The sequence below is a fragment of the Roseibium sp. MB-4 genome (assembly GCF_053005265.1).
In genome coordinates, this window is sequence record NZ_JBRKQB010000001.1 from 309,448 (window position 1) to 334,654 (window position 25,207).

General features: G+C 57.3%; 23 protein-coding genes. 13 read left to right on the top strand and 10 right to left on the bottom strand.

Translation table 11 applies throughout. The features are described from left to right. The first annotated feature begins 87 nt into the window (after window positions 1–87). Window positions 88–1,509, top strand: a complete 1,422-nt coding sequence (locus tag ACVDG4_RS01560) for an 8-oxoguanine deaminase (RefSeq protein WP_447233773.1) — start codon at window positions 88–90, stop codon at window positions 1,507–1,509. An 18-nt stretch (window positions 1,510–1,527) separates the two neighbouring features. Here ACVDG4_RS01560 and ACVDG4_RS01565 read toward each other — a convergent pair whose 3' ends face one another. Further along, the gene (locus ACVDG4_RS01565; RefSeq protein WP_447233774.1) at window positions 1,528–2,292 is read right to left on the bottom strand and encodes an FKBP-type peptidyl-prolyl cis-trans isomerase; all 765 of its coding nucleotides are present in this window, start codon (window positions 2,290–2,292) and stop codon (window positions 1,528–1,530) included. A 150-nt stretch (window positions 2,293–2,442) separates the two neighbouring features. After that, window positions 2,443–3,018: a MarR family winged helix-turn-helix transcriptional regulator gene (locus tag ACVDG4_RS01570; protein WP_447233775.1), complete on the bottom strand. Its 576-nt coding sequence runs from the start codon at window positions 3,016–3,018 to the stop codon at window positions 2,443–2,445. A gap of 231 nt (window positions 3,019–3,249) precedes the next feature. On the opposite strand from ACVDG4_RS01570, the gene ACVDG4_RS01575 reads away from it, so the two are divergent. Next, window positions 3,250–4,224 (top strand): DMT family transporter, encoded by a 975-nt coding sequence (locus ACVDG4_RS01575; RefSeq protein WP_447233776.1) that lies wholly within the window; start codon window positions 3,250–3,252, stop codon window positions 4,222–4,224. A 134-nt stretch (window positions 4,225–4,358) separates the two neighbouring features. Here ACVDG4_RS01575 and ACVDG4_RS01580 read toward each other — a convergent pair whose 3' ends face one another. The 3 genes from ACVDG4_RS01580 to ACVDG4_RS01590 all read right to left on the bottom strand — a co-directional run bounded on the left by ACVDG4_RS01580 (window position 4,359) and on the right by ACVDG4_RS01590 (window position 7,069). Then, window positions 4,359–5,255, bottom strand: coding sequence for an ROK family protein (locus ACVDG4_RS01580; protein WP_447233777.1), 897 nt, complete (start codon window positions 5,253–5,255; stop codon window positions 4,359–4,361). Window positions 5,256–5,257: 2 nt separating this feature from the next. Further along, complete coding sequence (locus ACVDG4_RS01585) at window positions 5,258–5,980, bottom strand: class II aldolase/adducin family protein (RefSeq protein ID WP_447233778.1); 723 nt, start codon at window positions 5,978–5,980, stop codon at window positions 5,258–5,260. A 153-nt stretch (window positions 5,981–6,133) separates the two neighbouring features. After that, window positions 6,134–7,069: a pirin family protein gene (locus ACVDG4_RS01590; protein WP_447233779.1), complete on the bottom strand. Its 936-nt coding sequence runs from the start codon at window positions 7,067–7,069 to the stop codon at window positions 6,134–6,136. Between the two features lie 159 nt (window positions 7,070–7,228). Here ACVDG4_RS01590 and ACVDG4_RS01595 point away from each other — a divergent pair, with 159 nt between their 5' ends. Next, window positions 7,229–7,834 carry a thiamine phosphate synthase gene (locus tag ACVDG4_RS01595; RefSeq protein WP_447233780.1) on the top strand — a complete coding sequence of 202 codons (606 nt, stop codon included), beginning with the start codon at window positions 7,229–7,231 and terminating at the stop codon, window positions 7,832–7,834. A gap of 8 nt (window positions 7,835–7,842) precedes the next feature. Here ACVDG4_RS01595 and ACVDG4_RS01600 read toward each other — a convergent pair whose 3' ends face one another. After that, the gene (locus ACVDG4_RS01600; protein ID WP_133946997.1) at window positions 7,843–8,724 is read right to left on the bottom strand and encodes a LysR family transcriptional regulator; all 882 of its coding nucleotides are present in this window, start codon (window positions 8,722–8,724) and stop codon (window positions 7,843–7,845) included. A 332-nt stretch (window positions 8,725–9,056) separates the two neighbouring features. On the opposite strand from ACVDG4_RS01600, the gene ACVDG4_RS01605 reads away from it, so the two are divergent. Next, entirely contained in the window at window positions 9,057–10,556 is a 1,500-nt protein-coding gene (locus tag ACVDG4_RS01605; protein ID WP_209175041.1) for a CoA-acylating methylmalonate-semialdehyde dehydrogenase, read from the top strand. Window positions 10,557–10,622: 66 nt separating this feature from the next. On the opposite strand, the gene ACVDG4_RS01610 is transcribed toward ACVDG4_RS01605, so the two are convergent. Next, window positions 10,623–10,943 (bottom strand): hypothetical protein, encoded by a 321-nt coding sequence (locus tag ACVDG4_RS01610; protein WP_447233781.1) that lies wholly within the window; start codon window positions 10,941–10,943, stop codon window positions 10,623–10,625. Window positions 10,944–11,178: 235 nt separating this feature from the next. On the opposite strand from ACVDG4_RS01610, the gene cydD reads away from it, so the two are divergent. The 6 genes from cydD to ACVDG4_RS01640 all read left to right on the top strand — a co-directional run bounded on the left by cydD (window position 11,179) and on the right by ACVDG4_RS01640 (window position 19,024). Beyond that, complete coding sequence (gene cydD, locus ACVDG4_RS01615) at window positions 11,179–12,984, top strand: thiol reductant ABC exporter subunit CydD (protein WP_447233782.1); 1,806 nt, start codon at window positions 11,179–11,181, stop codon at window positions 12,982–12,984. Then, on the top strand, window positions 12,981–14,666 hold the full coding sequence (gene cydC / locus ACVDG4_RS01620) for a thiol reductant ABC exporter subunit CydC (protein ID WP_447233783.1): 1,686 nt from the start codon (window positions 12,981–12,983) through the stop codon (window positions 14,664–14,666). Before cydD ends, cydC begins: the two co-directional genes overlap by 4 nt. A 151-nt stretch (window positions 14,667–14,817) precedes the next feature. After that, complete coding sequence (locus ACVDG4_RS01625; RefSeq protein WP_447233784.1) at window positions 14,818–16,422, top strand: cytochrome ubiquinol oxidase subunit I; 1,605 nt, start codon at window positions 14,818–14,820, stop codon at window positions 16,420–16,422. Between the two features lie 6 nt (window positions 16,423–16,428). Then, window positions 16,429–17,586 carry a cytochrome d ubiquinol oxidase subunit II gene (cydB, locus tag ACVDG4_RS01630; protein ID WP_447233785.1) on the top strand — a complete coding sequence of 386 codons (1,158 nt, stop codon included), beginning with the start codon at window positions 16,429–16,431 and terminating at the stop codon, window positions 17,584–17,586. Window positions 17,587–17,613: 27 nt separating this feature from the next. Further along, window positions 17,614–17,733, top strand: a complete 120-nt coding sequence (gene cydX, locus ACVDG4_RS01635; RefSeq protein WP_008196892.1) for a cytochrome bd-I oxidase subunit CydX — start codon at window positions 17,614–17,616, stop codon at window positions 17,731–17,733. A gap of 280 nt (window positions 17,734–18,013) precedes the next feature. After that, on the top strand, window positions 18,014–19,024 hold the full coding sequence (locus ACVDG4_RS01640) for a BMP family ABC transporter substrate-binding protein (protein WP_447233786.1): 1,011 nt from the start codon (window positions 18,014–18,016) through the stop codon (window positions 19,022–19,024). Window positions 19,025–19,090: 66 nt separating this feature from the next. Here ACVDG4_RS01640 and ACVDG4_RS01645 read toward each other — a convergent pair whose 3' ends face one another. Next, window positions 19,091–19,633: a peroxiredoxin gene (locus tag ACVDG4_RS01645; RefSeq protein ID WP_209178258.1), complete on the bottom strand. Its 543-nt coding sequence runs from the start codon at window positions 19,631–19,633 to the stop codon at window positions 19,091–19,093. A 233-nt stretch (window positions 19,634–19,866) separates the two neighbouring features. Then, a complete protein-coding gene (locus ACVDG4_RS01650) occupies window positions 19,867–20,700 on the bottom strand; it encodes a hypothetical protein (RefSeq protein WP_447233787.1) in 834 nt (277 codons plus the stop codon). A 341-nt stretch (window positions 20,701–21,041) separates the two neighbouring features. Between ACVDG4_RS01650 and ACVDG4_RS01655 the strand changes: the two genes are divergently transcribed. From ACVDG4_RS01655 to ACVDG4_RS01665, 3 genes are read left to right on the top strand one after another with little or no spacing between them, the layout of a single operon-like run. Continuing rightward, complete coding sequence (locus ACVDG4_RS01655; protein ID WP_306148481.1) at window positions 21,042–21,515, top strand: TRAP transporter small permease subunit; 474 nt, start codon at window positions 21,042–21,044, stop codon at window positions 21,513–21,515. After that, window positions 21,512–23,071 carry a TRAP transporter large permease gene (locus ACVDG4_RS01660; protein ID WP_447233788.1) on the top strand — a complete coding sequence of 520 codons (1,560 nt, stop codon included), beginning with the start codon at window positions 21,512–21,514 and terminating at the stop codon, window positions 23,069–23,071. The genes ACVDG4_RS01655 and ACVDG4_RS01660 overlap by 4 nt, the downstream gene beginning before the upstream one ends. 23 nt (window positions 23,072–23,094) lie before the next feature. After that, entirely contained in the window at window positions 23,095–24,159 is a 1,065-nt protein-coding gene (locus ACVDG4_RS01665) for a TRAP transporter substrate-binding protein (protein ID WP_447233789.1), read from the top strand. A 54-nt stretch (window positions 24,160–24,213) separates the two neighbouring features. On the opposite strand, the gene ACVDG4_RS01670 is transcribed toward ACVDG4_RS01665, so the two are convergent. Beyond that, window positions 24,214–25,122, bottom strand: coding sequence for a DMT family transporter (locus ACVDG4_RS01670; RefSeq protein WP_447235071.1), 909 nt, complete (start codon window positions 25,120–25,122; stop codon window positions 24,214–24,216). Between the last annotated feature and the right edge of the window lie 85 nt (window positions 25,123–25,207).

A 25,207-nucleotide genomic window follows, 5' to 3' on the forward strand; every position in this document is an offset into this window, starting at 1 on the left:
TGAAAGAGTTCCAGAGCACTGGCCGTGGTCTTGGGCTGATCCAAAGGCTAGGGTGAGGCACCTTCGATTCTGCCTGAAAGACTGCTCATGCCCGAGACGCTGCTCCTCAAGAACGCCGATATGCTGGTCACGATGGATGACGAGCGGCGGGAAATCGCCGGCGGCGGGGTCTATGCGGTGGACGGCGTCATCCAGCAAGTCGGGCCGTCCGATGACCTACCCAAGCATGCGGACAAGGTCATTGACGCCTCTGGCCAGATTGTCCTTCCCGGATTCGTCAACACTCATCACCATCTCAACCAGACGCTTACGCGCAATCTACCGGCAGCGCAGAACAACAACCTGTTTCCCTGGCTGCGGGCGCACTACCGGGTTTGGGCGCGCACCGATCCGGAGGCTTCGCGCGCCAGCACGCTGATCGGTCTGGCCGAACTGGCGCTGTCCGGCTGCACCACTGTCTTCGATCACACCTATCTCTTCCAGAGTGGCAACAAGGTCGATTACCAGATCGAAGCGGCCCGGGAGCTTGGGGTCCGGTTCCACGCAAGCCGTGGATCCATGTCGCTCGGAGAGAGCAAAGGCGGTTTGCCGCCCGACGAGTGTGTCGAAGATGAAGAGTTCATCCTGAACGACACGGTCCGGGTCATCGACCGCTATCATGATGCGGCGGACGGGGCGATGACGCGGGTGGTTGTCGCACCTTGCTCCCCGTTTTCTGTATCGGAGGATCTCTTGCGGGAGAGTGCCGTGCTCGCCCGCGATAAGAAGGTCATGCTGCACACGCATCTCTGCGAAACGGTGGATGAAGAACGCTACACTCTGGAACGGTTTGGCAAGCGCCCGGTTGAATGGATGGAAGGGCTCGACTGGACCGGTCCGGATGTTTGGTTTGCCCATGCGATCCACGTGGATGACGACGAGATCCGTCTCTTTGCCAAGACCGGCTGCGGCGCTGCGCATTGCCCGTGTTCCAACATGCGGCTCGCGTCGGGCATTGCGCCGGTGAAGAAATATATGGCTGCGGGTGTGAAAGTTGGTCTTGGCGTTGATGGGTCCGCAAGCAACGACAGTTCCAATATGCTAATGGAAGCCCGCCAGGCGATGCTGCTCGCGCGGTTGCAGCTCGGACTTCAGCCGCCGGAAGGCCCGAGCAAATACGCCCTGCTGCCACCAGCGCACCCGCTTCGAGCCGGGGAGTGGATGACAGCTCGGGAAGCCTTGGAGCTTGCCACACTGGGCGGCGCTTCCGTGCTTGGCCGCGATGACATTGGATCTTTGGAAACAGGCAAGTGTGCCGATTTCTTCACACTTGACTTGAATACGATTGGGTTTGCCGGAGCGCTTCATGACCCGGTCGCGGCCGTGGTTTTTTGTGCGCCTCAAACCGCAAAAACAACGGTGATCAACGGCAAGGTCATTATTGAGGACGGCCAGATCACGACCATGGACATGGTGCCGGTTATCGAGACCCATAACCGGTTGAGCCTGAAACTGGCCGAGGGGCTCTGAAGGCTGGCCGGTGAGACTTCAGCAGAGCCAGCAATTCTCGGGCTGCACAGCTTCTGTGACGTCTCCGCCGCCTGAGATCCAGCTCGTGATGCCATTGGTCACGTTGGCGACCTGGGTGAAACCGCCCTGTCCGGCAAGGTACTCCGACAAGGCTTTGCTGCGCGCGCCCGTCCGGCACAGGAAGATGACCTCATCGCCGGGGCCGGAGATCAGTGACTGCAGTTCCTTGCCGAAATTGGGGTTCGGGTTTCCGGAGGCATCGAAGAAGGTCACCAGATGGGTGCCGGGAATAACACCGGTCTGTTTCCATTCATCCGGGCGGCGAATGTCGATTACAGTCGCTCCTGCGGCCAGGCGCTCTTTGAGCTGATCATTGCTGAGCTCGGAGAATTTCTTGCCTTTGACATCCAGTAACTCGATTTCGAATTTGAGCGTGGCATTCGGCGGAATGACCCCACCAGCACCGGATGCGCCATAGGCGAGATGCGGCGGGATGATCAGTTCGCGCTTGCCGCCGACCTGCATGCCTTCAACACCTTGTTCCCAGCCCGGGATCACCCGGCGTTCGCCGAGTGTGAAGGAAAACGGGGTGCCCCGGTCGAGGCTTGAATCGAACTTTGTCCCGTCCATCAGCCAGCCGGTGTAATGCACGACGACGGTCTCGCCGACATTGGCTTCTTCTCCGGTGCCTTTTTCGATGTCCTTGATTTGCAGTTCTTCTTGCGCGACTGCCGGGAGAACAAACAGTGTTGCGGCAAGGATGGTGGCGATCCACTTGATCATGTCGGGGTCCATTTTTTTCGAAAATATCTTTCGCGCTGACCGTCGATCATCTCCTTCTGAAATGCAAATCAAGGTGCGTTGATTGGGGCCGCGCCTATTGCCGCACCAATATGCATTCTTCTGGCAGGTTGCGGTTATCTGGCGGGTGGATCAGCCGGTCTTCTTCTCGTTGGCCGTGCGGATGAGTTTTTGCAGGAGCTTGCCGAGTTGCTGTTGTTCGTCTTTGCTCAAACCGTCGACCGCGGCGGCCTGCGCTTCCACATAGTCCGGCATCATGCCTTTGACGAGACTCAGCCCCTTGTCCGTCACACAGACGGTCAGAGCCCTTCGGTCTTCCGGATGGGGGCAGCGTTCGACAAGACCGGCCTTTTCCAGCTTGTCGAGCCGGGCCGTCATGCCGCCTGAGCTCATCATGGTGGTCCGGTAGAGTTCGGTTGGGGTGAGCTTGTAAGGCGGGCCGGAGCGGACGAGCGTTGCCAGAACGTCGAACTCCCCGAGTTTCAGGCCGATCTTGGCATAGGCTGGCGTCAGATAATCGGCGGTCATCATCTGTGAGGCTTCGTTGATCCGGCCGAGCACCACCATGGGTGTCAGCTTGTCTGCGATCTCCGGCACTTCCTTTTGCCATTGCTGGCGGGCGCGTTCAGCCCGGTCCATCAAAAGCTCTTCAGGATCCCCGAACATGTGGTCCGAGTTTTTTGAGCGTGAAGACGGCGATTTGGACATCTTGCTTCCTGGTTTTATCGCGCAAGCTTGTCCAGGGGACAGATCTGCGCTGCGCAGTGGCTTTCCTAGATGATTGATTTCTATTCCGAAAATGCGCCAGGACTCGCTGGTTGTCAATCAATATCAAGAAGCTTGATAAAAAGTATCTTGATATAAAGATAAAAGTCCTTATGTTGACCGTTACCGCCGTATTGCAGCGGCTGAGAGACTGTTTCTGAGAAGGATTTTCAAATGTCGGATACGTTTAAAGCCCTGCCGTCACAGGCCGGGGAAGTGCCCTGGCAACAACCGAGCCTCGTGACCCGGTTTTACGACAACCCGCATATACTTCTACTGACCGTTGGCAGCTTTCTGGCCGTCTCCGTTGTGTTTGCCAAAACCGGCCCCATGGTGGGATGGCATCCGTTGGGACTGTTGCAATGGGCCATTATTGGCGGTGCCGCGCTGCTCTGGAGCGGGACGTTGCTCGCCGGTGTCGAAAGCGGTGCCCGGCATCGGACCTCCCGTGCGGCGAAACTTCGTCTCCTGAAATACCTTTTCATCACCGGCATATTGTTCATTGCGCCCAACATGATTGCGGTGGTCGCGGCCCCTGAAGTCGGCGCGAGTTTTGTTTCGCTGAGTTACGCGTTTCCGCTGGTTTTGACCTATGCCTTCGCTGTGCTGATCGGACTTGAGCGGTTCCAGTTTTTGCGCAGCATCGGGGTTCTGGCCGGTCTTGCCGGAGGTGTCCTCTTGGCGGGCGGTGGGGCCGGGGTGTCTCCTGAAGGCTCCTTTTGGGCCGTGGTCACACTCGCAATCCCGGTGTTTCTCGCCGTTGGAAACATCTACCGGTCTCTGAAATGGCCGGACGGTGCACCCCCCATCGAACTGGCTCTTGGCATGATGGTCGTCGCGTTCATCGCGCTGGCAGTTTTCAACGCGGTCATGGGAATACCGGTGGGCCCGGCCGAGTGGACGTCTGCAGCGCTTGGCCTTTTGCTGGCACAGATCCTGGCGTTCTCGGTACAATACGGGCTCTATTTCCGCCTTCAGCAGGTGGCCGGTCCGGTTTACCTCAGCCAGATCGGCTCCGTGGCGGCCATCGCCGGGCTTGGTCTCGGGTATCTCGTCTTCAGCGAAGTTCCCAACCTTGCCAAACTCGGCGCCATTGCAGCCGTCGCGCTCGGTATCGTGTTCGTCACGCTTGGAAAGGGGCGGGGATAACCAGTCTTACGCTCAAAACTGAAAACGCTGTCCCGGCCTCGCGCCGGGACCGGTCCGTTTCAGTCAAGGAGGCTCAGGTCCCGGTGCGCGCTTAGCTTGACCGGGACGGCAGGAAAGGACACCGCTTCAGAGAATCAATCATTCCAAAGCCAGGCAGCACCGCGAACGCCGGAACTGTCGCCGTGTTTTGCCTTGCGGATGGGCGTGTCATAGGTGTCTGAAAAGACGTAAGGCAACATGGCGTCCGGCAGGTCGTCATAGAGTTCCGTAATGTTCGACATGCCACCGCCGAGCACAAAGACATCCGGATCCAGCAGGTTGGCCGACATGGCCAATGCCCTGGCCAAGCGGCTCACATAATCCTGGTAGACCTTGGTGGCCACCGCGTCGCCGGATCGTTTCAAGTCGATGATTTCATGACCTTTCAGCCCTTGCCCGGTACGTTCTTTGTAGTCCCACTGGAACCCGGTTCCAGAGCACCACAGGTCAATGACGCCCTTGTGGCCGATCCAGCTGTCGGGGCCCGGAAACTCTTCTGCCGTCATCCAGGGTAGGGCGATGCCGCCCCATTCCCCGCCAATGCCGTTGGCGCCAAGGTGGGCCTTGGCGTCAATTGCGATGCCGGATCCGGATCCCGTGCCGATGATAATGGCGTGCACGATATGAGCGCCTGCGCCGGCACCATCGGTCGCCTCGGATACGGCCAGGCAATTGGCATCGTTCTGGATGCGGACCGGGCGGTTGAGGGCGGCTTCCAGATCCTTGTCGAGCGGCTTGCCGTTCATCCAGGTGGAGTTGGCGTTCTTTACAACACCGGTTTTTGGGGAAAGCGATCCGGGAATGCCCAACCCAAGCGAGCCGGTCTGGCCGGTTGCACTTTCAGCCGCGTCGACCAGATCCTTCACCACGCGGATGCAGCCTTCGTAATCATCTTTCGGCGTTGCGCTGCGCTGGCGGAACAGTTCTGCGCCCGCATCATCCAGCGCGATGATCTCGATCTTTGTTCCACCCCAATCAATTCCAAGACGCATGTTCAGCCCACCCGTTTCGGCAATTCAAATGCAGCGGATTGACCGTCTTTGAGGTCGCCCGCTTGTTTGCCGTAAGTTTTAAATTTCGTGAGAATGTCGGCCATCTCCGCCGCATCCAGGATCACCGGTTGCCCGAGTGCCAGTGCGGACAAATATTGATCCGCAAGATCTTCGACGCCTTCAGCAACCGACAAGGCTTTCTTGAGCGTTGCCCCGCCGGCAATTTGGCCATGATTGGCAAGAAGACATGCGTTTCGATCCCCAAGCGCCTCAATCATGGCTTCGGAGAGGGCGCGGGTCCCAAAACTCTCGTATCGGGAGCACTCGATCCGGTCACCTCCGGCAAGGGCCACCATGTAGTGAAAGGCCGGAATGCCTTTCCGATGGCAGGCCAGGGCTGTTGCACGCGGGCTGTGACAATGGACGACCGCTCCGCAGCTTGGTTTCGCCATGTAGAAGTCCAGATGCATGCGCCATTCCGAAGAGGGCAGAATGTCTCCGCGATAACACCCTTGCATATCCACGGCGACGATCTTTTCTTCAGTCAAATCCTCATAAGGTGTGCCGGACGGAGTTATCAAAAAACCGTCCTCAGTGCGTGCACTCACGTTCCCGGACGTGCCTTTTGTCAGCCCCAGTTTCGGCAAGGCCCGTGCCGTCTCGATGATCTCCGCGCGGAGCGCCTCGGTGTCTTTGGGAAAGACAGGCTGAGTTTGGGCGGTCATGACAACTCCTTGAAACCAATCCGTTCTGTATAAAGGCCAGAGCGTGGGCTTCAAGGGACTTGGCGGTGGCTTATGGTTTCGGCACCGGTTTCGCAAAAGAAAACCGCGCCGGAGGTCCGGCGCGGCTGAAGTCTTTTGGCAATGACCTGAAAACTAAGGCCCGGGCCGGTCGGGCAGGGGAATGAACTCCTCTTCGTCGCCTGGCACGATGTCGAACCGGCCCTGACGCCAGTCTTCCTTGGCCTGCTCGATCCGTTCCTTGGACGAGGAAACAAAGTTCCACCAGATGTAGCGTTCGCCGTCCATCGGCTCGCCGCCCATCACGACAAACCGGGCGGGTGCCGGAGAGGTGTTTTCGATGACAAGGTGATCGCCCGGTTTGACGACCATCAGCTGCGCCGGATCGAAAGTCTGTCCGGCAACCGTGATCTGTCCGGAGACCGTGTAGATGCCGCGCTCTTCCCAACCGGCATCAAGCGGCACCTTCGCACCCGGCTCCAGATGGATGTCGGCATAGAACATGTCTGAAGCCGTTTTCACTGGCGCCGTATGGCCGTAGAGCGATCCGGCGATCAGTTTGACCGAAACGCCTTGATCAGCAAATTCCGGCTGCTCATCGGTTCCGTGGTGCTGGAACGTCGGGTCGGTCTCTTCCAAATGTTTCGGTAGTGCTACCCAGCTTTGCAGACCAAACAGTGGGCGTATTTCGTTGAGCCGTTCGGGCCGTTCGCGCTCTGAATGAACAATGCCTTTCCCGGCGCTCATCCAGTTGAGTGCGCCCGGGGCAATGGCGATTTCCGTGCCGAGGCTGTCCCGGTGGTACATCTCGCCCTCGAACAGATAGGTGACGGTCGCAAGGCCGATATGCGGGTGCGGGCGCACGTCAATGCCGCCGCCCACCAGAAGCTCTGCCGGCCCCATCTGGTCGAAAAAGATGAACGGGCCGATCATCCGGCGTTTTGCAGAAGGCAGGGCCCGGCGGACAGAGAAACCGCCAAGATCTGATGTGCGCGGCACGATAATCGTTTCGATCGGATCGCAGCTTGCAGCGTCTCCCGGAGTTGGATCCGGGCAATTCAACCAGCTCATGGGCCTCTCCCAATGTCACAAATAAGTTTCTTCTCATCATAGATAGGGGATGCATGCCGAAAGTGTCCATTGAACAGTCCGTTTCGGCCTTGAGCAGTGATTTGCACGCAGTATAACGGACCGGTAATCGGCCTTACGCCGCTATCTCCGTGAGCCAGTATGAAACTCGATCCCTTTTATCTCATCGTTGACAGCTCTGATTGGATTGCCCGGCTGGTGCCGCTGGGCGTGAAACTTGTGCAGCTTCGCATTAAGGACCAGCCGGACGCGGACATTGCCCGCCAGATCCGGGAAGCAAAAACCGTCTGTGCCGATCACGGGTGTCAATTGATCGTGAATGACTATTGGCGGCTTGCCATTTCCGAAGGCTGTGATTTCGTCCACCTGGGGCAGGAAGATCTGGCGGATGCTGACGTGGACGCGATCCGTAAGGCTGGCTTGAAACTGGGCGTCTCCACCCATGATGGCGCGGAGCTCTCGACGGCATTGGCAGTACAGCCGGAGTATGTGGCGCTCGGCCCGGTCTATCCGACGATAACCAAGGAACTGAAGTGGGCGCCGCAGGGGCTTGAGAAGATTACACGCTGGAAAGCGGACATTGGCGATCTGCCCTTGGTCACCATCGGTGGATTGACCGTAGAACGGCTTTCAGGTGTCTTTGAGCATGGCGCGGACAGCGCTGCGGTGATCACTGACATTACCCGAAACAGCGATCCGGAAGCGCGGACGCGTGAATGGATCTCTACAACGAAAAAGTGGCGCTAAGGTACGCGTTACTCAAACATCGCCTTGTCGCGCGCGACTTGCTCGCGCAGGAAGTCCTGCACCGCCGCGACGTGGCGCAAGGGGCGGGAGCTTTCGTGGGTAACCATCCAGTAAGCGCGTTTCAACTTCATATCCGGTAGAACAGGCACAAGCGATGGATCTGCGCGGGCGATAAAGTCGTGCAGGATGCCAATGCCAGCGCCCGCCTTGACTGCTTCAGTCTGGCCGAGTGCGGAGGCAATTTCGAAGCGCGCGGTCCAGCCCTTAAAGAACTCCGTCCCATAATTGAGCGAAGCGGAATAGAGCAGGTCCTCCACGTACCCGATCAGATTGTGCGCGCTCAAATCTCCAGGACTTGCCGGGATACCCCGTTCCGACAGATAGGACCTGGAGGCGTAGAGCCCGAGGGCGTAATCGACCAGTTTTCCGGCGATCAGGCGGCCCGTTTCCGGCCGCTCGATGGTGACGGCGATGTCCGCCTCCCTTCTGGACAGAGAGAAGGAGCGGGAGACCGGAACAAGCTGAACCGTGAGGCCCGGATGCTGGCGCGTGAGTAGCCCGAGGCGCGGGGCAAGGTACGCCACCCCAAACCCGTCCGGCGCACCAATGCGCACGGTGCCGGATATCTCCGGCGTGTCATCTCCAAGATCAGCTTCGGCTTGAAGAGCTGCGGCTTCCATGCTCTCGGCGCGGTCGAAAAATCGGCTGCCGGCATCGGTTAAGACGCAGCCTGAGGTCGAGCGATCAAAGAGCCGGGTGCCAAGACTGTCTTCAAGGGCGGTCAACCGCCGGGCAACGGTGGCATGGTTCAGCCCGAGCCGTTTGGCCGCCGCCAGAATCTGCCCCGTGCGGGCCACGCCCAAAAAGATGCGAATATCGTCCCAGTTCATAGAGGATGTCTTTGTTGTCGTCTCGGACCCTGCGCAGCGAAGATCCGGGGTCCAATCGATTGCGGATGGCTGGTTTATTTTTCGGCCCGGGTAGTCCCTGCTCCGCGCTCTGCTTGGCCCGGGTCGCGTGGGGTGGCTTTTGTGCCGAGTTTGTGATGCCTGTTTGTTATCAAGTTATAGTGGAGCTTATGCGTTCTAACTATAAAAAATGCACAACGGATGCGGATTTTCGGTTCTTGTAGAATGCAAAAATAAAAGCGAAAACAGCTGCAGCATAATTTGGGTAGCAGTTATCAGCTGCCGTTGCTTCTGACGTTTTGGGAGAAACGAAAATGGAAAAGATCGGTCATTTTATCGGCGGCAAACAGGTTGAGGGCACCTCGGGTCGCTATGCCGACGTTTACAATCCGGCGACTGGTGAAGTTCAGGCACAGGTCGCGCTCGCAACCACCGCCGAAATGGAAGCTGCCGTTGCAAACGCTGCCGCTGCCCAGCCGGCCTGGGCTGCGCAGAACCCGCAAAAGCGCGCCCGCGTGATGATGAAGTTTGTCGATCTTCTGAACCGTGACATGGACAAGCTGGCCGAAAAGTTGTCCTCCGAACACGGCAAGACCTTTGTCGACGCCAAGGGCGACGTGCAGCGCGGGCTGGAAGTGATCGAGTTCTGCATCGGCGCGCCGCACCTCCTCAAGGGCGAGTTCACAGACAGTGCCGGCCCGGGTATCGACATGTACTCCATGCGCCAGCCGTTGGGCGTTGTTGCCGGGATTACCCCGTTCAATTTCCCGGCCATGATCCCGCTCTGGAAGATGGGCCCGGCACTCGTTGCCGGTAACGCGATGATCATGAAGCCGTCCGAGCGCGATCCGTCCGTTCCGATGATGCTGGCGGAGCTCTTGAAAGAAGCCGGTTTGCCGGACGGTGTGTTGAACGTCGTCAACGGTGACAAGGAATCAGTCGATGCGATCCTCGACAACCCGACCATTCAAGCTGTCGGCTTTGTCGGCTCCACGCCGATTGCCCATTACATTTATCACCGGGCTGCTGAAAACGGAAAACGGGCGCAGTGCTTCGGTGGTGCCAAAAACCACATGATTATCATGCCGGATGCGGACATGGATCAGGCCGCGGATGCGCTTGTTGGTGCCGGTTATGGCGCGGCAGGCGAGCGCTGCATGGCGATTTCCGTTGCTGTGCCGGTTGGTGATGAAACTGCTGACCGCTTGATCGAAAAACTGGTCCCGCGCGTTGAAGCGTTGAAAGTCGGCCCATGGACGGCTGGTGACGACATTGATTTCGGTCCAGTCGTGACCAAGGCCGCACAGGAAAACATCCTGCGCCTCATCAACTCCGGCGTTGATCAGGGCGCGAAACTGGTTGTCGACAACCGTGACTTCTCCATGCAGGGCTATGAGGACGGTTTCTTCGTCGGGCCGCACCTGTTCGATCACGTCACCAAGGACATGGACATCTACAAGACCGAGATCTTCGGTCCGGTGTTGTCCACTGTGCGTGCCAAGACCTACGAGGAAGCCATTGGCCTTGCCATGGATCACGAGTACGGCAATGGCACCGCGATCTTCACCCGCGACGGGGACACGGCCCGCGACTTTGCCAACCGGATCAACATCGGCATGGTCGGCATCAACGTGCCGATCCCTGTGCCGCTCGCCTACCACACATTCGGCGGCTGGAAGAAATCCGGCTTCGGCGATCTGAACCAGCACGGTCCGGACGCGTTCAAGTTCTATACGCGGACAAAAACGGTCACCTCCCGTTGGCCGTCCGGTATCCGGCAAGGCGCGGAATTCTCCATTCCGACCATGAAGTAAGTCTGTCTAAACTGACAGTTTCAGGGGCGGGCGGACCATCTGGGCCGCCCGTTCTTTTTTGTAGCTTCAGGCGGCGGCCGTCATCTCGGCCTCGACCACCCGGTCGGCGGTGTAATGTGCAATTGAAACGAGACCATCGATTTCCGCCATGATGGCTTTGAAGCCCGGATCAGACATGACCTTCTGCCCGGCGGCTTTGGCCGTCGCGAGATCGCGCCACATGACAACATCAGCGAAGAGGCCTTCGTCGTCGCACGCCTCATAGGCGGACCAGGACAAAAAGCCCTCATAATTGCGAACTACGTCCTGCGCTGCCCGCCGGGCAATGCGCGCCTGGGCGCGGTCCTTGACTTTGAAAACCACCAGTTCGAGGCACGGAGTTGTCATGACGGATCATCCTTTTCGGTTTTGCTGTTGAGGAAACAATGTCCGCAGACTTTGTTGCACAGGCCTCCTGCCAGCTTCCTGTCAGGAGAAACAGCTGGTGATTGGGGCAAAATCCGCGCTCAAACCTTGGGCTAGATGGAAATTTCGGAAAACCGCGTGTAAGAGTCGTTGAAACAAGACAAAGGGGCAAAAAGCCTCAGTGACATCGCGGGGGGAGCGCGGCGATAAGCAGTCCATGACTAAGGGGAATACCAAACGGGCAAGAATACTGGGCGCGAGCGTGACGACTGCCGATGCGGCTGATGGGCTGATCGGCGTGCCGGATGACGCCTGCGCGAAGGCTCTTCGGCGTGCCGGATTGCTGTTGGCATTCGCCGATCTCATTTGGATTGCCCAGGCCGGACTGATCGCGTTTGCCGCTGCTCTCTTGCTTCAGCCCTTTTTGGGTCCAGCAAGCGCAGATGTCTTCCTCGAGAGCTCTGTTCCGGTGCTCGTAGCTGGTTTTGGCGTCATAGCGCTGGCGCTTGTTCGCATGGTTTTGCAAACGAGGGGTATGAATGCGGCACGCCGTTCTGCTCGCAAGGTGCAAAGTGCGGCGCGAACCCGGTTGCTGAAAGCAGCCGTTGAAGTTTCGCCAGCAGCGGCATTCCCATCTTCAGGCGCCTTTGCTGCCCATCTGACCGAACAAGTTGATCTTCTTGGTCCGTATTACCAAAACTATGTGCCGCAAATGATGCGGGTGAAGGTCGTTCCGCTGGTCATTGTTGTGGCAGTGCTGCCGGTCAGCTGGATTGCCTCTCTCATTTTGCTGATTTGCGGCCCGTTGATCCCGGTCTTCATGGCCCTGATTGGCATGCGGGCCAAAAAAGCCAGTGCACACCAGCAGAACGAACTGACACGACTAAGTGGGACATTGCTGGACCGGATCCGAGGGTTGGAAACGCTGACCCTGTTTGGTGCTCTTGATCGCACGTTGCAAAGTGTCAATGACGCTGGAGAGCGGTTCCGGTCTGGCACAATGAATGTCCTGAAGATTGCGTTTCTTTCTTCAACCGTGTTGGAGCTGTTCTCGGCGCTCGGGATTGCTTTTGCTGCCGTTTATATCGGTTTTTCCCTCCTTGGAGACATCTCCATAGGAACTTGGGGATCGCCTTTGACCTACGGCGGAGGGCTGTTTGTCCTGTTGCTGGCACCGGAGTTTTTTGCGCCCTTGCGCGGATTTGCGGCCGCCTACCATGACCGGGCAGCAGGTTTGGCAGCTCTGGAAAGCCTTGCCAGTCTTGAAAACAGCTTTCCGGCACCCAAGCCAAGCAGTGCCGAAAAGAGCGAAGCGGTCACGTTTCCTGTCGGAGGCGGCGTACCAACTATCCGGTTTGAAGACGTTTCGATCAGGTTCGGCGAGCGGTCCGTCTATGATGGTCTCACACTGGATATCCCGTCTGGCCAGACGCTTCTGTTGTTCGGTCCGAGCGGCAGCGGCAAGACAACGCTGATCGACTGTATCCTGGGCTTCCACACACCAGCAGACGGTGCCGTAACAGTTGACGGGCAGGCGCTGACATCAGCAATGGCCAAGGAATTGCGCCAGAGCGCCATGTGGCTCGGTCAATCGCCACGGCTGTTTCATGGCTCGATCAAAGCCAACTTGATGCGGGGCGCGGGACCTGGCGAAACCGTAAGTGACGATGATCTCTGGGCCGCGCTACGGCTTGCAGGTGCAGAGGGACTGGTCCGCGGGTTGCCGCGCGGACTTGGGACACAGCTGGGCGAGGATGGTTTTGGCCTCTCTGTTGGCGAGATCCGGCGGATTGCGCTCGCAAGGGCAGCCGTGCGCAGATCGGCAAAGCTCCTTCTGGCAGATGAACCGACGGCAGGGCTTGATGACGAAACCGCTGCCGATGTGATCTCCGGGCTGCAAAAGCTGTGCGCCGGCCGGACGGCGGTCATTGCAACCCACAATCCGGCCATTCTGGCTCTTCCTGGACAAAAGATTGATCTTGCCCGCTTGGCAGGAGCGAAGATTTTGGAGACAGTCGGATGAGCGCTGTTCTGAGCTTTGTCTCGCGCCACTTTCAGCACAATCGACTATCCTTTTGTCTCGGGATTGCAGCTGCACTGGTTCCGGCAATCTCCGGCCTGTTGCTGTTGGGTGTGGCGGGCTGGTTCATCACGGCTGCCGGTATTGCCGGGGCGACCGGTGTGTTTTTGAACATCTTTGCCCCGAGCGCCATGATCCGGGCTTTGGCGATCTTGCGAACGGCTGGCCGGTATGGCGAACGGATGCTGACCCATGACGCAACATTCCGGTATCTCGCGGATCTGCGCACAAAGCTCTTTGCCGCAATGGCGTCGAAGTCGCTGTCCGGACAGCGATCTGGCCTGTTGTTGAACCGCCTGACTATCGACATTTCCGCACTGGACGGTGTTTATCTTCGGTTGGTTGTTCCTTCTGCGGTAATTTCGACGGTCTCGCTCGCGGCTCTTGCGATTTGGTTGTCTATGCCGGCAATCGTATTTGCCGCTGGCGCGGTTTGCCTCAGCGGCTGGTTCGGGCTCGCAGTCTATGCGGTCCGCAGTGCCGACAAGAAACTTGCCCGCCGGGCAGATGCCGCCAATGAAGCCATGCGTTTGAGAGCAACCGACATGGTCGCCGGACGCCGTGATCTTGCGGTGTTTGGTGGGCTGGAGCCGGTTGTTGAAACCATTCGGCAGGCGGATGACAGCCAAGGCGCAGCGGAAGATTTGGAAGATCGCCGGGCGGTACGCTTGACCGGGTTTTCGGCCGCGCTCGGACAGATGTTTGTGGCCCTGATGCTGGTGGCGGTTTCGCTCTCGGTCATGGCAAACGATATCTCTCCAGGCCTGGGCATTGCGCTTGTCCTTGCAGCCATAGCCGTTCCTGAGATCATCGGGTCTATCCTGCCGGGGCTTGCAAAACTGCCCCGTATCGCTTTGGCGGCAGACCGGACAAACACTTTGCTCGCGCCGTATCAATCGGACGAAAGAGCTGGTGTCGACCAAAGAAACGACAACAACCAGGAAGAGCCAGTCACTGGTTCAATTCTAAAGTTCGAGTCGGTATCATTCGGCTATCCTGGTGCAGAGCGCACTGTTCTGGAAAATCTGTCCTTTGAACTATCAGAGAAACAAACGCTGGCAATTGCGGGGCGCAGTGGATGCGGCAAGAGCACCGTTGCCGCACTTGCCTCCAGAATGCTGGTTCCAGGCAAGGGGCGGATTCTTTTGAACGGTCAGGATTTGGCTGATGTGCCTGAAGCAGAGCTTCGTTCTCGCGTCACGGTTCTGAGCCAGCGTCCGCATCTTTTCAATGACACGGTCGGCGCGAACTTGAGGATTGCGAACCCGTCTGCAAGCGATACCGAACTCTGGATCGCGCTGGCGCAAGCGGCCATAGCGCAGCGGATCTCTGAAAGCCCGGATGGACTAGATACGGTCATCGGGGAGGGGGGGCTTGGTCTGTCTGGTGGTGAACAGCGGCGGATTGCTCTCGCACGTGCGTTTTTGACAAATCCGGACCTGTTTATCCTGGATGAAATGACGGAAGGATTAGACACGGCGACGACAACAGACGTCCTGGAGCGGTTCTTCTCTTTCCGGGGGCGTGCTGTTGTTCTCATGATCGCGCACAAGCGGATCGAATTGGAATCGGCCGGCAGCGTTTTGTTTCTCAATCAGAGAAAAGCCGATCTTGCAGCGGAATAAAGTGACTTCAGATTATCTCGAATTTGTAATTTCGCATTCATTTTGATGTAGTTAGGTGACCTGCGATATAGTCTGGGTGCATTGACCTTAAGATGCACCTGGGTCACCATCACCAAAGGCTAAGGCCGCACGGGCTTAAAAGGGGAACCCGATGGAACTCAACGTCGTCGATCTGTCGCGGCTGCAGTTTGCCATGACTGCGATGTACCACTTCTTGTTCGTGCCGCTGACAATCGGACTCTCCATCCTGCTTGCAACGATGGAAACTGTCTATGTCATGACCGGCCGCGAAATCTGGAAACGGATGGTGAAGTTCTGGGGAACGCTGTTCGGCATCAATTTCGTGCTTGGGGTCGCCACGGGGCTGACCATGGAGTTCCAGTTCGGGATGAACTGGGCCTATTTCAGCCAGTATGTCGGGGATGTGTTTGGGGCGCCCTTGGCCATCGAAGGCTTGATGGCATTCTTTCTCGAAGCGACCTTTGTCGGCTTGTTCTTCTTCGGCTGGGACAGACTTTCGAAGCGCCAGCACCTCGCTGCGACCTGGGCCGTTGCTTTAGGCACCAATTTTTCAGCGCTCTGGATTCTGATCGCGAACGGCTGGATGCAGCATCCAGTTGGTGCCGAGTTCAATCCCGACACGATGCGAATGGAAGTCACAAGCTTCTATGAAGTCCTGTTCAACCCGGTTGCCCAGGCCAAGTTCGTTCACACCGTATCGGCCGGTTACGTCACCGCGGCGATGTTCATGATCGGGATTTCCGCGTGGTACATGCTGCAGGGCCGGCATCTGCAGATCGCGAAACGGTCCATGGCAATCGCCTCGGCATTCGGTTTCGCCTCGGCACTGTCCGTCGTCGTTCTGGGCGATGAGAGCGGCTACGAAGCCAACTTGAACCAGAAGATGAAGCTCGCAACGATTGAGGCCATGTGGCACACGGAACCGGCCCCGGCTGCGTTCAACCTCGTCGCCTGGCCCGACATGGAAACACGGGAGAACATCTTTGCGATTGAAGTCCCGTATGTGATGGGTCTCATTGCAACACGGTCTCTCGATACCGAGATCCCGGGCATCAACGAGCTCGTGGAGCGATCGAAAGATCGCATCCGGCAAGGCGCGGTCGCTTGGGATGCGTTGCAGAAAATTCGAGAGAACCCGGCTGAGGCCAGCGACGAGTTGCGGGAAACGTTCCGCCAGAACGCACAGTCTCTCGGCTATGCCTATCTCCTGTTGCCCTACACCGACAACCCGATGGCAGCTACGACCGAGCAGGTTGATGCGGCAGCCTGGTCGACGGTGCCGAATGTTTGGCCGATGTTCTATGCCTTCCGGATCATGGTGGCGTGCGGTTTCTCTTTCATCCTGCTGACAGCCGTGTTCTTCTACTACTCCTCTGCCGGCCGGCTGGAAACGCTCATGGAAAAACGGCGCTGGATCCTTCATGTCGCGGTTTGGTCCATACCGCTGCCCTGGATTGCATGCGAAATGGGCTGGTTTGTTGCCGAGTACGGCCGTCAACCCTGGATCATCGAGAGTATGCTGCCAACGTCTGCTGCCGTTTCCAGTCTCTCCGTTCCTGAAGTTCTGCTGACGCTCGCCGGTTTCGTGGCTCTCTACAGCACGCTGCTGGTCATCGAGATCGCGCTGATGATCAAATACATCAAGATTGGACCGGAGGATGGCGAACGGATTGCTCCCACACCACCGCCGTCCATCTCGGCGCCCTCATCAGCTTCAGCAGTTCCGGCGGAGTAAGCGATCATGGTCCTTTACGAACTCATCGATTACTCGACCCTGAAAGTGATCTGGTGGTTGCTGCTCGGCATCCTGCTGATCGGATTTGCCGTGACCGACGGTTTCGACATGGGCGTTGGAACGCTGCTGCCGTTCATCGCCGAAACCGATATTGAGCGGCGCGTCGTGATCAACACGATCGGTGCCACCTGGGAAGGCAATCAGGTCTGGTTCATCTTGGGGGGCGGTGCAATCTTTGCCGCTTGGCCGCCGCTTTACGCGATCAGCTTTTCCGGTTTTTACCTGGCCATGTTCGTGGTCCTGGCGGCCATGATCCTGCGGCCAGTGGCCTTTAAGTATCGCTCCAAACGGCCCGACCCTAATTGGCGTAGCGCCTGGGACTGGGCACTCTTCACCGGGTCTTTTGTGCCTGCGCTGGTGTTTGGTGTTGCGGTCGGCAACGTCCTTCTTGGGGTGCCATTCCGGCTCGATAATGAACTTCGCATGACCTATGACGGCTCGTTCTTTGGATTGTTCTCGCCATTTACGCTTCTGTGCGGACTTTTGTCGGTCACCATGCTTGTGATGCATGGGGCGGTTTGGCTGGTGATGCGGGCGACCGGGGAGATTGCTGCACGGGCCAGAAAGGCCGGCACCTTTGCAGCTCTCGGCGGGATCCTCCTGTTCGGCGTTGGCGGATATCTGGTTGCAACCGGTTATGTAGAGGGTTTCCGGATCACATCGGAGGTTGATCCGAACATGCAAGCCAACCCGCTCGCCAAACAAGCGGTTGTTGAGGGCGGAGCCTGGATGCAGAACTATGCGGTATATCCGATGCTGTGGCTTGCCCCGATCATGGGGTTCCTGGGGATGCTCGGCACACTTGTTTTGCTGCAGACGCGCTTCGAGATGCCGATTTTCGCGTTCTCGAAGATGGCTGTATTCGGGATCATTGCCACCGTCGGAGTTTCGATGTTCCCCTTCATTTTGCCGTCCTCGGTACAACCCGAGGCGAGCTTGACTGTTTGGGACGCCTCTTCGACACATCGCACGCTCTTCAACATGCTCGTGGCGGTTGTCATCTTCCTGCCGATCATCCTGGTTTACACGGCCTGGGTCTACAAGGTGCTGTGGGGCAAGATTGATGAAGAAACCATCGAACGCGACAACCACACGGCCTACTGAGGCACGCACAGACGGAGACGAAATCTCATGTGGTACTTTGCCTGGATCCTGGGAATGCCGCTCGCCTGCTGTCTGGCGATATTGAATGCAATGTGGCTTGAGTTGCGCTCTGAAGACGAGCGGCGCCGGGGTCTCAATCCGGACTAAAAGCAAATGCCGTGTCTCTGACCGCCGCTCCGCCCCGAAACAAAACACGGGGTCAAAGCGGCTGCGATCCCGCGGCCGTTTTGTCTTTTCAAGGCGCGATCGAGCGTGCGTTACTGGTTTCCCGAGTGGTCTATGTGCTGACCTTAGGTAATAATTCAAATTTCAATTGTATTTTTCAGTTGCCCGACAAGTCCGGTATTGGCAGGCTTCGGGTTAGCCGCGTTGATTGCCTTTTCATTCAGTAGAAACACAAGCAATCATCGCCGGAAGAAAGGCGAGAATGCAGAAGTTTGCGTTGTTGAGACTGATTGCCGTTTCTATTTTTCTCGTTTTTTCCGGGGTTGTACCCGCGCGCGCCGAGACTGTTGGTGCTGTTATTTTTACGAATGCCAAGATGGACGGTTCCTTCAACGAACTCGCAGCAATCGGGTCTGAGCGGGCCGCGGCTGAGTTTGGACTTGAAATCCGGGAATGGATCAGCACGGATCGGGACGAGACAATAAACGTCATCCGGCAGTTCGCGAAGTCCGGTGTGAATCATATCCTGACGCTCGGATTTGAGAGCTCGGAACTCGTTCGCACCACGGCGATGGAGTTTCCGGATGTCAAATTCACAAGTATCGATGGTGTCATTAGTGACCTTCCCAATGTCCGGTCTATCCTCTTTGCGGACGACGAGAGCGGATTTCTTGCAGGTTATGTTGCCGGCCTGAAGACAAAAACCGGGACAGTGGGGACCATTGGCGGGATGGATATCCCACCGGTGCGCCGGTTCATGTGTGGATTTGAAGCCGGGGCGAAATATGCCAATGCTGATGTCAGCGTGTTGTCATCTTTCGTGGGTCAGGACATGTACGCTTTCCGGAATATCCAAGGTGGAAAGGCGATCGCAGACAAGATGTTTGCAGATGGGGCCGACGTGATTTTTGCACCGGCCGGAATGGCCGCGGAAGGCGTTGCACGGGCCGCTCGAGAGCAAGATGCCCATGTGATCATGGTGGATGCTAACAAGAACGGATTTTTGCCAGGAACCGTTCTGACCAGTGCCTTGAAACGGGTCGATGAAGCTGCCTATGCGACTTGGAAAGCTGCAATTGATGACACATGGACGCCGGGGCTGGTTGTAATGACAACCCGTGACAAAGGCGTCGGCTGGGCGGTTGACGAGCACAACAGGGCGCTGGTTTCCGATGTCGAAGACCAGGTGAATGCAATCGTGGATGGATTGGCCGCCGGCAGCGTTGCGATTGTGCCTGGAGACACTGTTGCCGGTTGTGCCGATGTTCTTTGACGGTTTTCTGGAAACAAAAAAGCCCCGGAGCAGTCCGCGCCGGGGCTTGATCCAAATTGCTGCAGTTTAAGCAGCTTTTGCTTTCGATGCCTTGAGGTTCTCCAGGATGTTTTGCGGAGACGAAACACCGTATGGGTCGGTTTCGCAGTTGTCAGAGAAGCCTTCTTCTTCGAACCACTGCTCAACAATGCCGTCGGTGACGACCGCGCCATAGCGCCAGGACCGCATGCCAAATCCAAGATTGTCCTTGGCGACCAGCATGCCCATCTTGCGGGTGAATTCACCAGAGCCGTCCGGAATGACTTTGACTTTGTCGACGCCCTGAGCCTTTGCCCAGGCGTTCATGACAAAGGCATCGTTCACGGAGATGCAGTAGATTTCGTCGACACCTTCGGCCTTGAAGTCATCGAACAGTTTTTCAAAGTCCGGCAGCTGATAGGTGGAGCAGGTGGGGGTGAAAGCACCCGGAAGGGAGAACAGCACGACCTTCTTGCCTTTGAAGTAGTCATCGCTTGTCTTGTCGTCCCACCGAAACGGGTTCGGGCCTTCGATAGACTCGTCGCGGACACGGGTGCGGAAGGTGACAAAAGGAACTTTTTTGCCGAGCATTTATAGACTCCAGGAAATGGATTTTGAATTTGCTTTCAAACCGGTAGGAGGTGCAGCGCCCGGGAGGAGGTGGGCCGGCCCGTTATCCAGTCTGAAAGCGAAAGGACGGCCCCGACCTAGCGCACTTGCTGCGCTGCGGCAAGGCGCGACGGTTCAACGAGATGCGGCAAATTCACAGATTGCTGAGACTGAGACCACGCGTTCGACGTGGTCTCAACTGGAGGTCTGATTTGCTAGTGCGCGCCGGCCATGGTCACCATAAATTTGGCACCATCGCTCATTCCTGAAATCTGGAAGAAATGGGCTGGACCTGTTTCCGGCCGCACCATCCAGACCTCCATCGGTTTTGCATTGGCAACATCAAGTTGGATATGCCGGACAGTCAGGTTTTTCCCTCCGACCGAGGTCTGCGTTTCGCCATGATCTTTGACCTTCGCTTTGAATACGGACATCTCCTCTGTGTCGATGATCGTCAAGGAGCTTGGCAGAACATAACCGTTCGACTGCCAATAGAGCGGCAGGCCGATCAGTGACGTATCGAAATGGTCGGTTGTCAGGCGTTTGTGCTGCGGAGCGTCCCGCTTGTCTGACAGGAGAATGCCGGCAACAGTCATCGCGTCTCCGGCGTAAGGGACGACCGTCGCAATGACCTCCTTTGCCAAGCCCGCAAGCTCCTCGGTTTCAAGCTGTTCCGGTGTCTTCATCTCGGCTGTAAATGCCAGATAGCTGCTGCCGGACCGCTGAATCTTTGTCCAATAGGTTTTCTTGTTCTCAACCAGCCTGTTGGAGGCTGCATCAAGATAGCCGTCGGCGGAGATTGTCTCTTCCAGAACGCTGTTGATGCGTACCTTGCTGAAGAATGATTTTGTTTCGATCTGAGTGGACAGTTTCAACCCGTGACCGCCATCTGGCTGCTGAACGTATTCATGAACGATTTGGCCGACAGGATTTCCATCAAGTTCAATTTGATAGGTAAGAGGGGAAGCCGCATGGGCGCCCGACAGGCCGCCAAGGACCAAACCGGCGAAAACACTTGAGGTGACGAAAATTGATCTTAAGAAGCGCATGTTGAATGAGGCCTGAGTTTTGGAGCAGATGCTCCGGTTAAGACAGGAGGAAAGGGCGTAATCCCGCAAAGTTCGATACGTTTCCATAACTGTTGCAGCACGCAGGAAGTTGGGATGGTCTGGTGCTCTGCGCTTATTTAAACGAACGAACGTTCGTTTGCAATATCTGTATGTTTCGTTTTTCGTGCGCGCCTGTAGTGCCGGCAATTGTTCGGTTTGTTTCACCGATCACCAAAAAGCGAAAACGCTGGTACCGCCGATAACCGGGACGGGCTATTGCGGGATCACAGGCTGAGCCGTTACAACATGGTCGGAATCACGTGTTGTAGTTCGGAATTTTCATGCAAAACTTGTTACAAGCGGTGCGCTGGCTGTGCATGGGGCTCGCCGTCATCGTTTTCGCCGGCCAACTCGCCATGGTGCTGATGCGGTATTTGCTCGGTGTCGGCTTTGTCGAACTTCAAGATGCTGTCAGTTATTCGTTTGCGGCGCTGGTTGCACTGTCCGTCGCTGTGACCTTTGACCGGGACCGTCACGTGCGGGTGGATGTTTTCCGCCAGACCTGGTCGGAACGCGTCAACCAAAGCATTGACCGAGCAGGGGATCTGTTGTTTGCACTTCCAGTCTTTGGGCTGATGCTGTGGGCGGCGTATCCGCTTGTCAAAAGCTCCTGGCTCATTCTGGAAGGCTCCCAGGAAACCGGCGGTCTCCCGGGTCTTTTTGTCGTTAAGACCTGTCTCGTTATCCTTCCCGCATTGATCCTCTTGATTGTGCTCACAAGACTTGTTGGCGTTGTCCGCCGGAGCGTTTCATGAATCCCGATCTTCTCTGGCTTGTAGTTCTGGCTCTGGCCGTCTTTGCCGGGATCCTTTCCGGCGTTCCGGTCCTATTGGCAATCGCGGGCGCACCGACGCTCGTTGCCTTGATCGCCGCATCTGCCGGACAATTTGATCTCGGTTATTTCCAGGCCGTGCCGCAGCGTGTCTTCGGTGTGATGACCAATCCGCTCCTGCTTGCGGTTCCATTGTTCGTGTTGATGGGTCTGTTGCTGGAGAAATCCCAGCAAGCGGAAAAAATGCTGAAAAGCCTGACCGCCGCGCTCGGCGGCAATCAGTCCGCGCTCGCTCTGGCGGTTGTTCTGGTCAGCGCGCTGATCGCGGCCTCAACTGGCATAATCGGTGCGACGATTGTCATGCTTGGAACGATCACGCTGCCTGCGCTTTTGAAGGCAGGGATCAACAAGCATATGAGCAGCGGTTTGATTTGCGCCAGCGGAACGCTTGGTCAGATCATCCCTCCGTCAATCGTTCTGATTTTGCTTGGCGATCAGATTTCCAACGCCTATTTCGAGGCGCAACAGGAAGCTGGCAATTTCGCGCCTGACCCGGTCACCGTTGGTGATCTGTTCGCCGGTGCGCTGTTGCCGGGGCTTCTGCTGGTGGCGCTTTACTCCGGCTACGTGTTTTTCAATCTGCGCGGCAAAGCGTCGGAGACCGAAGAGGCTGCAGATTCACCGAAATCCTCGCTTTCGGAGCTTTTAAAGAACATCGCGCCGACACTCGGTCTCATCATTGCTGTGCTGGGCAGCATTTTGATCGGGGTTGCAACTCCGACGGAGGCGGCTGGCGTCGGCGTTGCCGGTGCATTGGTAATTGCTGCGGCCGGGCAGGGGGCTCGCGCATTTTGGACGGCATGTGCCTGTGCAGCTCTCGCAGTTTTACTCCTGATCCTTCGGCAAAGCGGACTGTTCGGTCTGGAGTTTGCCGGCGGCAAGATCGCCTGGACGCTTCCGACACTGATCGCAGTCGGGGCGGTTGTTGTGCTCGGCGCGCTGCTTGCCGCGGTCGTGATGGCTTTGCCGCGCCGCGATGTCTTGGGTTCCGCCCTCAGCGAGACAGTCATCATCACTGGCATGATTTTCGGCATTGTTATTGCCGCAAGTATCCTCTCCCTGGTTTTCCGAGGCTTTAATGGCGACGAACATGTCTCCGAGTTGCTGCAATCACTGCCGGGCGGCGCTTATGGCATGCTGCTCCTCACGATGCTCGTGATCTTCCTGCTCGGTTTCATACTGGAATTCGTCGAGATCATTTTCATTGTTGTGCCGATTGTTGGGCCAATCATCCTGCAGACGGACATCAGTCCGGTCTGGTTCGCCGTTCTGATTGCGCTCAACTTGCAAACATCGTTCTTGACGCCGCCCTTCGGCTTTGCCTTGTTCTATTTCAGATCGGTTGCGCCCGATACGATCAGGACACGGGACATTTATGTTTCGGTCCTTCCGTTCGTTGGCTTGCAGTTGTTTGCTCTGGCCCTTGTGGCCGCTATTCCGGCTCTGGCCACCTGGCTGCCGGAAGTCTTGTTTAAATAGAAATCATCTGAGGGAGACTTTCCATGAAAAGACGTGATTTCCTAAAGGCTGGGGCCGTTGCGGCACCGGCCACAATGCTTGCAGCACCAGCGATCGCGCAGGGCAAGATCGAGTGGAAAATGCCAACGTCGTTTCCGGCCAAGGCGCCGGGCGTTGGAACAAATGCCACGACGTTCGCCGCCCGCGTCAACGCTATGTCGGATGGTCAGTTGACGCTGAAAGTCTTCTCCGGCGGCGAACTGGTACCGCCCTTTGGCGTTGAAGACGCCGTGGAGCAGGGTACGGCCGAGATCGGCCATTCCACCCCGTATTATGCGGCTTCCAAGAACTCGGCCCTTCACTTCTTTTCTGCCGTGCCTTTTGGCATGACGGCGGTTGAAACGACAGCCTGGCTTCAGTACGGCGGCGGCCAGCAGCTTTGGGACGAGATCTACGCCGAGCGTGGCCTCAAGCCTTTCTACTCCGGCAGTTCCGGTGTCCAGGCAGCGGGCTGGTTCAAGAACCCGGTCAACAGCCTTGAAGACCTTGCCGGTTTGAACATGCGGATTGCAGGTCTTGGCGGCGAAGCCATGCGCAAGATCGGCGTCAATGCGGTTCTCCTGCCGCCTCCGGAAATCTTCCCGTCCTTCCAGTCCGGTGCGATTGATGCAGCAGAGTGGGTTGGTCCGCTGCTCGATCAGGCGTTCGGTCTGCAAAAGGTTGCCAAATACTGCTATGTCCCGGCCTTCCACGAGCCGTCCGCGGCCCTTGAGATTGTCGTCAACAAGGACGCTTATGACAGTCTTCCGGCACATCTTCAGGCAGTGATTGAGAATGCCGCCGCTGCGGCTTCCGTCGAGACGACTGCGCAGTTTGACTATTATAATGCTCTGTCCTTGAAGAGTCTCCAGGAAGACGGTGTCACGTTTGGTGCTTTCCCTGGTGATGTGATCGCGGCACTCAAGACGGCTGTTGCAGAAGTCATGGCGGAAAACGCGGAAGCGAATCCGCGCTTTGCGGAAGTTCAAAAGAGCTACAATACGTTCCTCGATCTCGCCAAGGACTATGCCACCTTGGTCAAGGAAACTACCTTCACGCAGCGCGTATAAAGCTTAGAGGCCGGGAGAGATCCCGGCCTTTTTGAAAATGGGGCACAGACAGACCTAAGGCTGCGACCTGCTTTCCCGCAGCACGATGAAGATCCCGCTGGCGATGATGATCGCCGCGCCGATATAAGTCCAGGTATCCGGGATCTCCCGCCAAAACATCCAGCCAAGCAAGGTCGCCCACAATAGGGACGTGTATTCAAACGGCGCGATCGTGGACGCGGGGGCAACGCGAAAGGCCTGGGTGAGCATGGTCACACCCGCCGTTCCGAAAGCTGCAATGCCGAGAAACAAAAGGGCATCTTCTGCCCGCGGCGGCACCCATAGGAACGGCATGGTCAACGCACTGATCAACCCGCCGGAGCCAACCAGATAAAGCATCAATGTCCAGACGCTTTCGCGCTCATCGACCAACCGGGCGCTCAGCATCAAGACGGCATAGAGAAAGGCCGTTGCAAGCGGCAGAAGCAGGGCTGGCTGAAAAGCGCTCGCACCTGGCCGGACGACGACCAAGACACCGATAAACCCGACCATCACGGCGGACCAACGGCGCCAGCCTACTTGCTCGTTCAAAAACAAGGCCGAAATCGCAGTGATGAAAATGGGTGCGATGAACACGAGGGTCGTCGCTTCGGCCAGACCCAGATACCGGAAGCTGGTAAAAAACGTCATGGCCGCCAGCACCCAGACACCGCCGCGGACCAAGTGAGCGACCGGTTTGTGCGACTTTAGCGCGGAAGGCCCCGCCAGCTTCCAAATCAAGGCCACAACAATCGGCAGAGCGATCAGGTTCCTCAGGAAGAGGATCTGCAAGACGGGGTAATTGGCGGACAAGGCCTTGGCAATCGCGTCGCTGATGCAAAGACAAATGACCCCGGCACATATCAGGATGATTCCGGCCCGGGCATTTGACCGTGGTATATAGGCTGCCGAACTCATGAAATACTCCGAAAAAAGAGCGCCAATAAATCACTGAAGCTTGTCAACGGCAAGCCGAATGTGGGACGGAGTGTGATATCATTGCATGATCCGAAGGGCTCTAATTTATTGG

What these genes read in the sequence shown, in the direction of transcription:
- ACVDG4_RS01560 (WP_447233773.1), top strand. Translation starts at nt 88, where the DNA reads ATGCCCGAGACGCTGCTCCTCAAGAACGCCGATATGCTGGTCACGATG.
- ACVDG4_RS01565 (WP_447233774.1), bottom strand. Translation starts at nt 2,292, where the DNA reads ATGATCAAGTGGATCGCCACCATCCTTGCCGCAACACTGTTTGTTCTC.
- ACVDG4_RS01570 (WP_447233775.1), bottom strand. Translation starts at nt 3,018, where the DNA reads ATGTCCAAATCGCCGTCTTCACGCTCAAAAAACTCGGACCACATGTTC.
- ACVDG4_RS01575 (WP_447233776.1), top strand. Translation starts at nt 3,250, where the DNA reads ATGTCGGATACGTTTAAAGCCCTGCCGTCACAGGCCGGGGAAGTGCCC.
- ACVDG4_RS01580 (WP_447233777.1), bottom strand. Translation starts at nt 5,255, where the DNA reads ATGCGTCTTGGAATTGATTGGGGTGGAACAAAGATCGAGATCATCGCG.
- ACVDG4_RS01585 (WP_447233778.1), bottom strand. Translation starts at nt 5,980, where the DNA reads ATGACCGCCCAAACTCAGCCTGTCTTTCCCAAAGACACCGAGGCGCTC.
- ACVDG4_RS01590 (WP_447233779.1), bottom strand. Translation starts at nt 7,069, where the DNA reads ATGAGCTGGTTGAATTGCCCGGATCCAACTCCGGGAGACGCTGCAAGC.
- ACVDG4_RS01595 (WP_447233780.1), top strand. Translation starts at nt 7,229, where the DNA reads ATGAAACTCGATCCCTTTTATCTCATCGTTGACAGCTCTGATTGGATT.
- ACVDG4_RS01600 (WP_133946997.1), bottom strand. Translation starts at nt 8,724, where the DNA reads ATGAACTGGGACGATATTCGCATCTTTTTGGGCGTGGCCCGCACGGGG.
- ACVDG4_RS01605 (WP_209175041.1), top strand. Translation starts at nt 9,057, where the DNA reads ATGGAAAAGATCGGTCATTTTATCGGCGGCAAACAGGTTGAGGGCACC.
- ACVDG4_RS01610 (WP_447233781.1), bottom strand. Translation starts at nt 10,943, where the DNA reads ATGACAACTCCGTGCCTCGAACTGGTGGTTTTCAAAGTCAAGGACCGC.
- cydD (WP_447233782.1), top strand. Translation starts at nt 11,179, where the DNA reads ATGACTAAGGGGAATACCAAACGGGCAAGAATACTGGGCGCGAGCGTG.
- cydC (WP_447233783.1), top strand. Translation starts at nt 12,981, where the DNA reads ATGAGCGCTGTTCTGAGCTTTGTCTCGCGCCACTTTCAGCACAATCGA.
- ACVDG4_RS01625 (WP_447233784.1), top strand. Translation starts at nt 14,818, where the DNA reads ATGGAACTCAACGTCGTCGATCTGTCGCGGCTGCAGTTTGCCATGACT.
- cydB (WP_447233785.1), top strand. Translation starts at nt 16,429, where the DNA reads ATGGTCCTTTACGAACTCATCGATTACTCGACCCTGAAAGTGATCTGG.
- cydX (WP_008196892.1), top strand. Translation starts at nt 17,614, where the DNA reads ATGTGGTACTTTGCCTGGATCCTGGGAATGCCGCTCGCCTGCTGTCTG.
- ACVDG4_RS01640 (WP_447233786.1), top strand. Translation starts at nt 18,014, where the DNA reads ATGCAGAAGTTTGCGTTGTTGAGACTGATTGCCGTTTCTATTTTTCTC.
- ACVDG4_RS01645 (WP_209178258.1), bottom strand. Translation starts at nt 19,633, where the DNA reads ATGCTCGGCAAAAAAGTTCCTTTTGTCACCTTCCGCACCCGTGTCCGC.
- ACVDG4_RS01650 (WP_447233787.1), bottom strand. Translation starts at nt 20,700, where the DNA reads ATGCGCTTCTTAAGATCAATTTTCGTCACCTCAAGTGTTTTCGCCGGT.
- ACVDG4_RS01655 (WP_306148481.1), top strand. Translation starts at nt 21,042, where the DNA reads ATGCAAAACTTGTTACAAGCGGTGCGCTGGCTGTGCATGGGGCTCGCC.
- ACVDG4_RS01660 (WP_447233788.1), top strand. Translation starts at nt 21,512, where the DNA reads ATGAATCCCGATCTTCTCTGGCTTGTAGTTCTGGCTCTGGCCGTCTTT.
- ACVDG4_RS01665 (WP_447233789.1), top strand. Translation starts at nt 23,095, where the DNA reads ATGAAAAGACGTGATTTCCTAAAGGCTGGGGCCGTTGCGGCACCGGCC.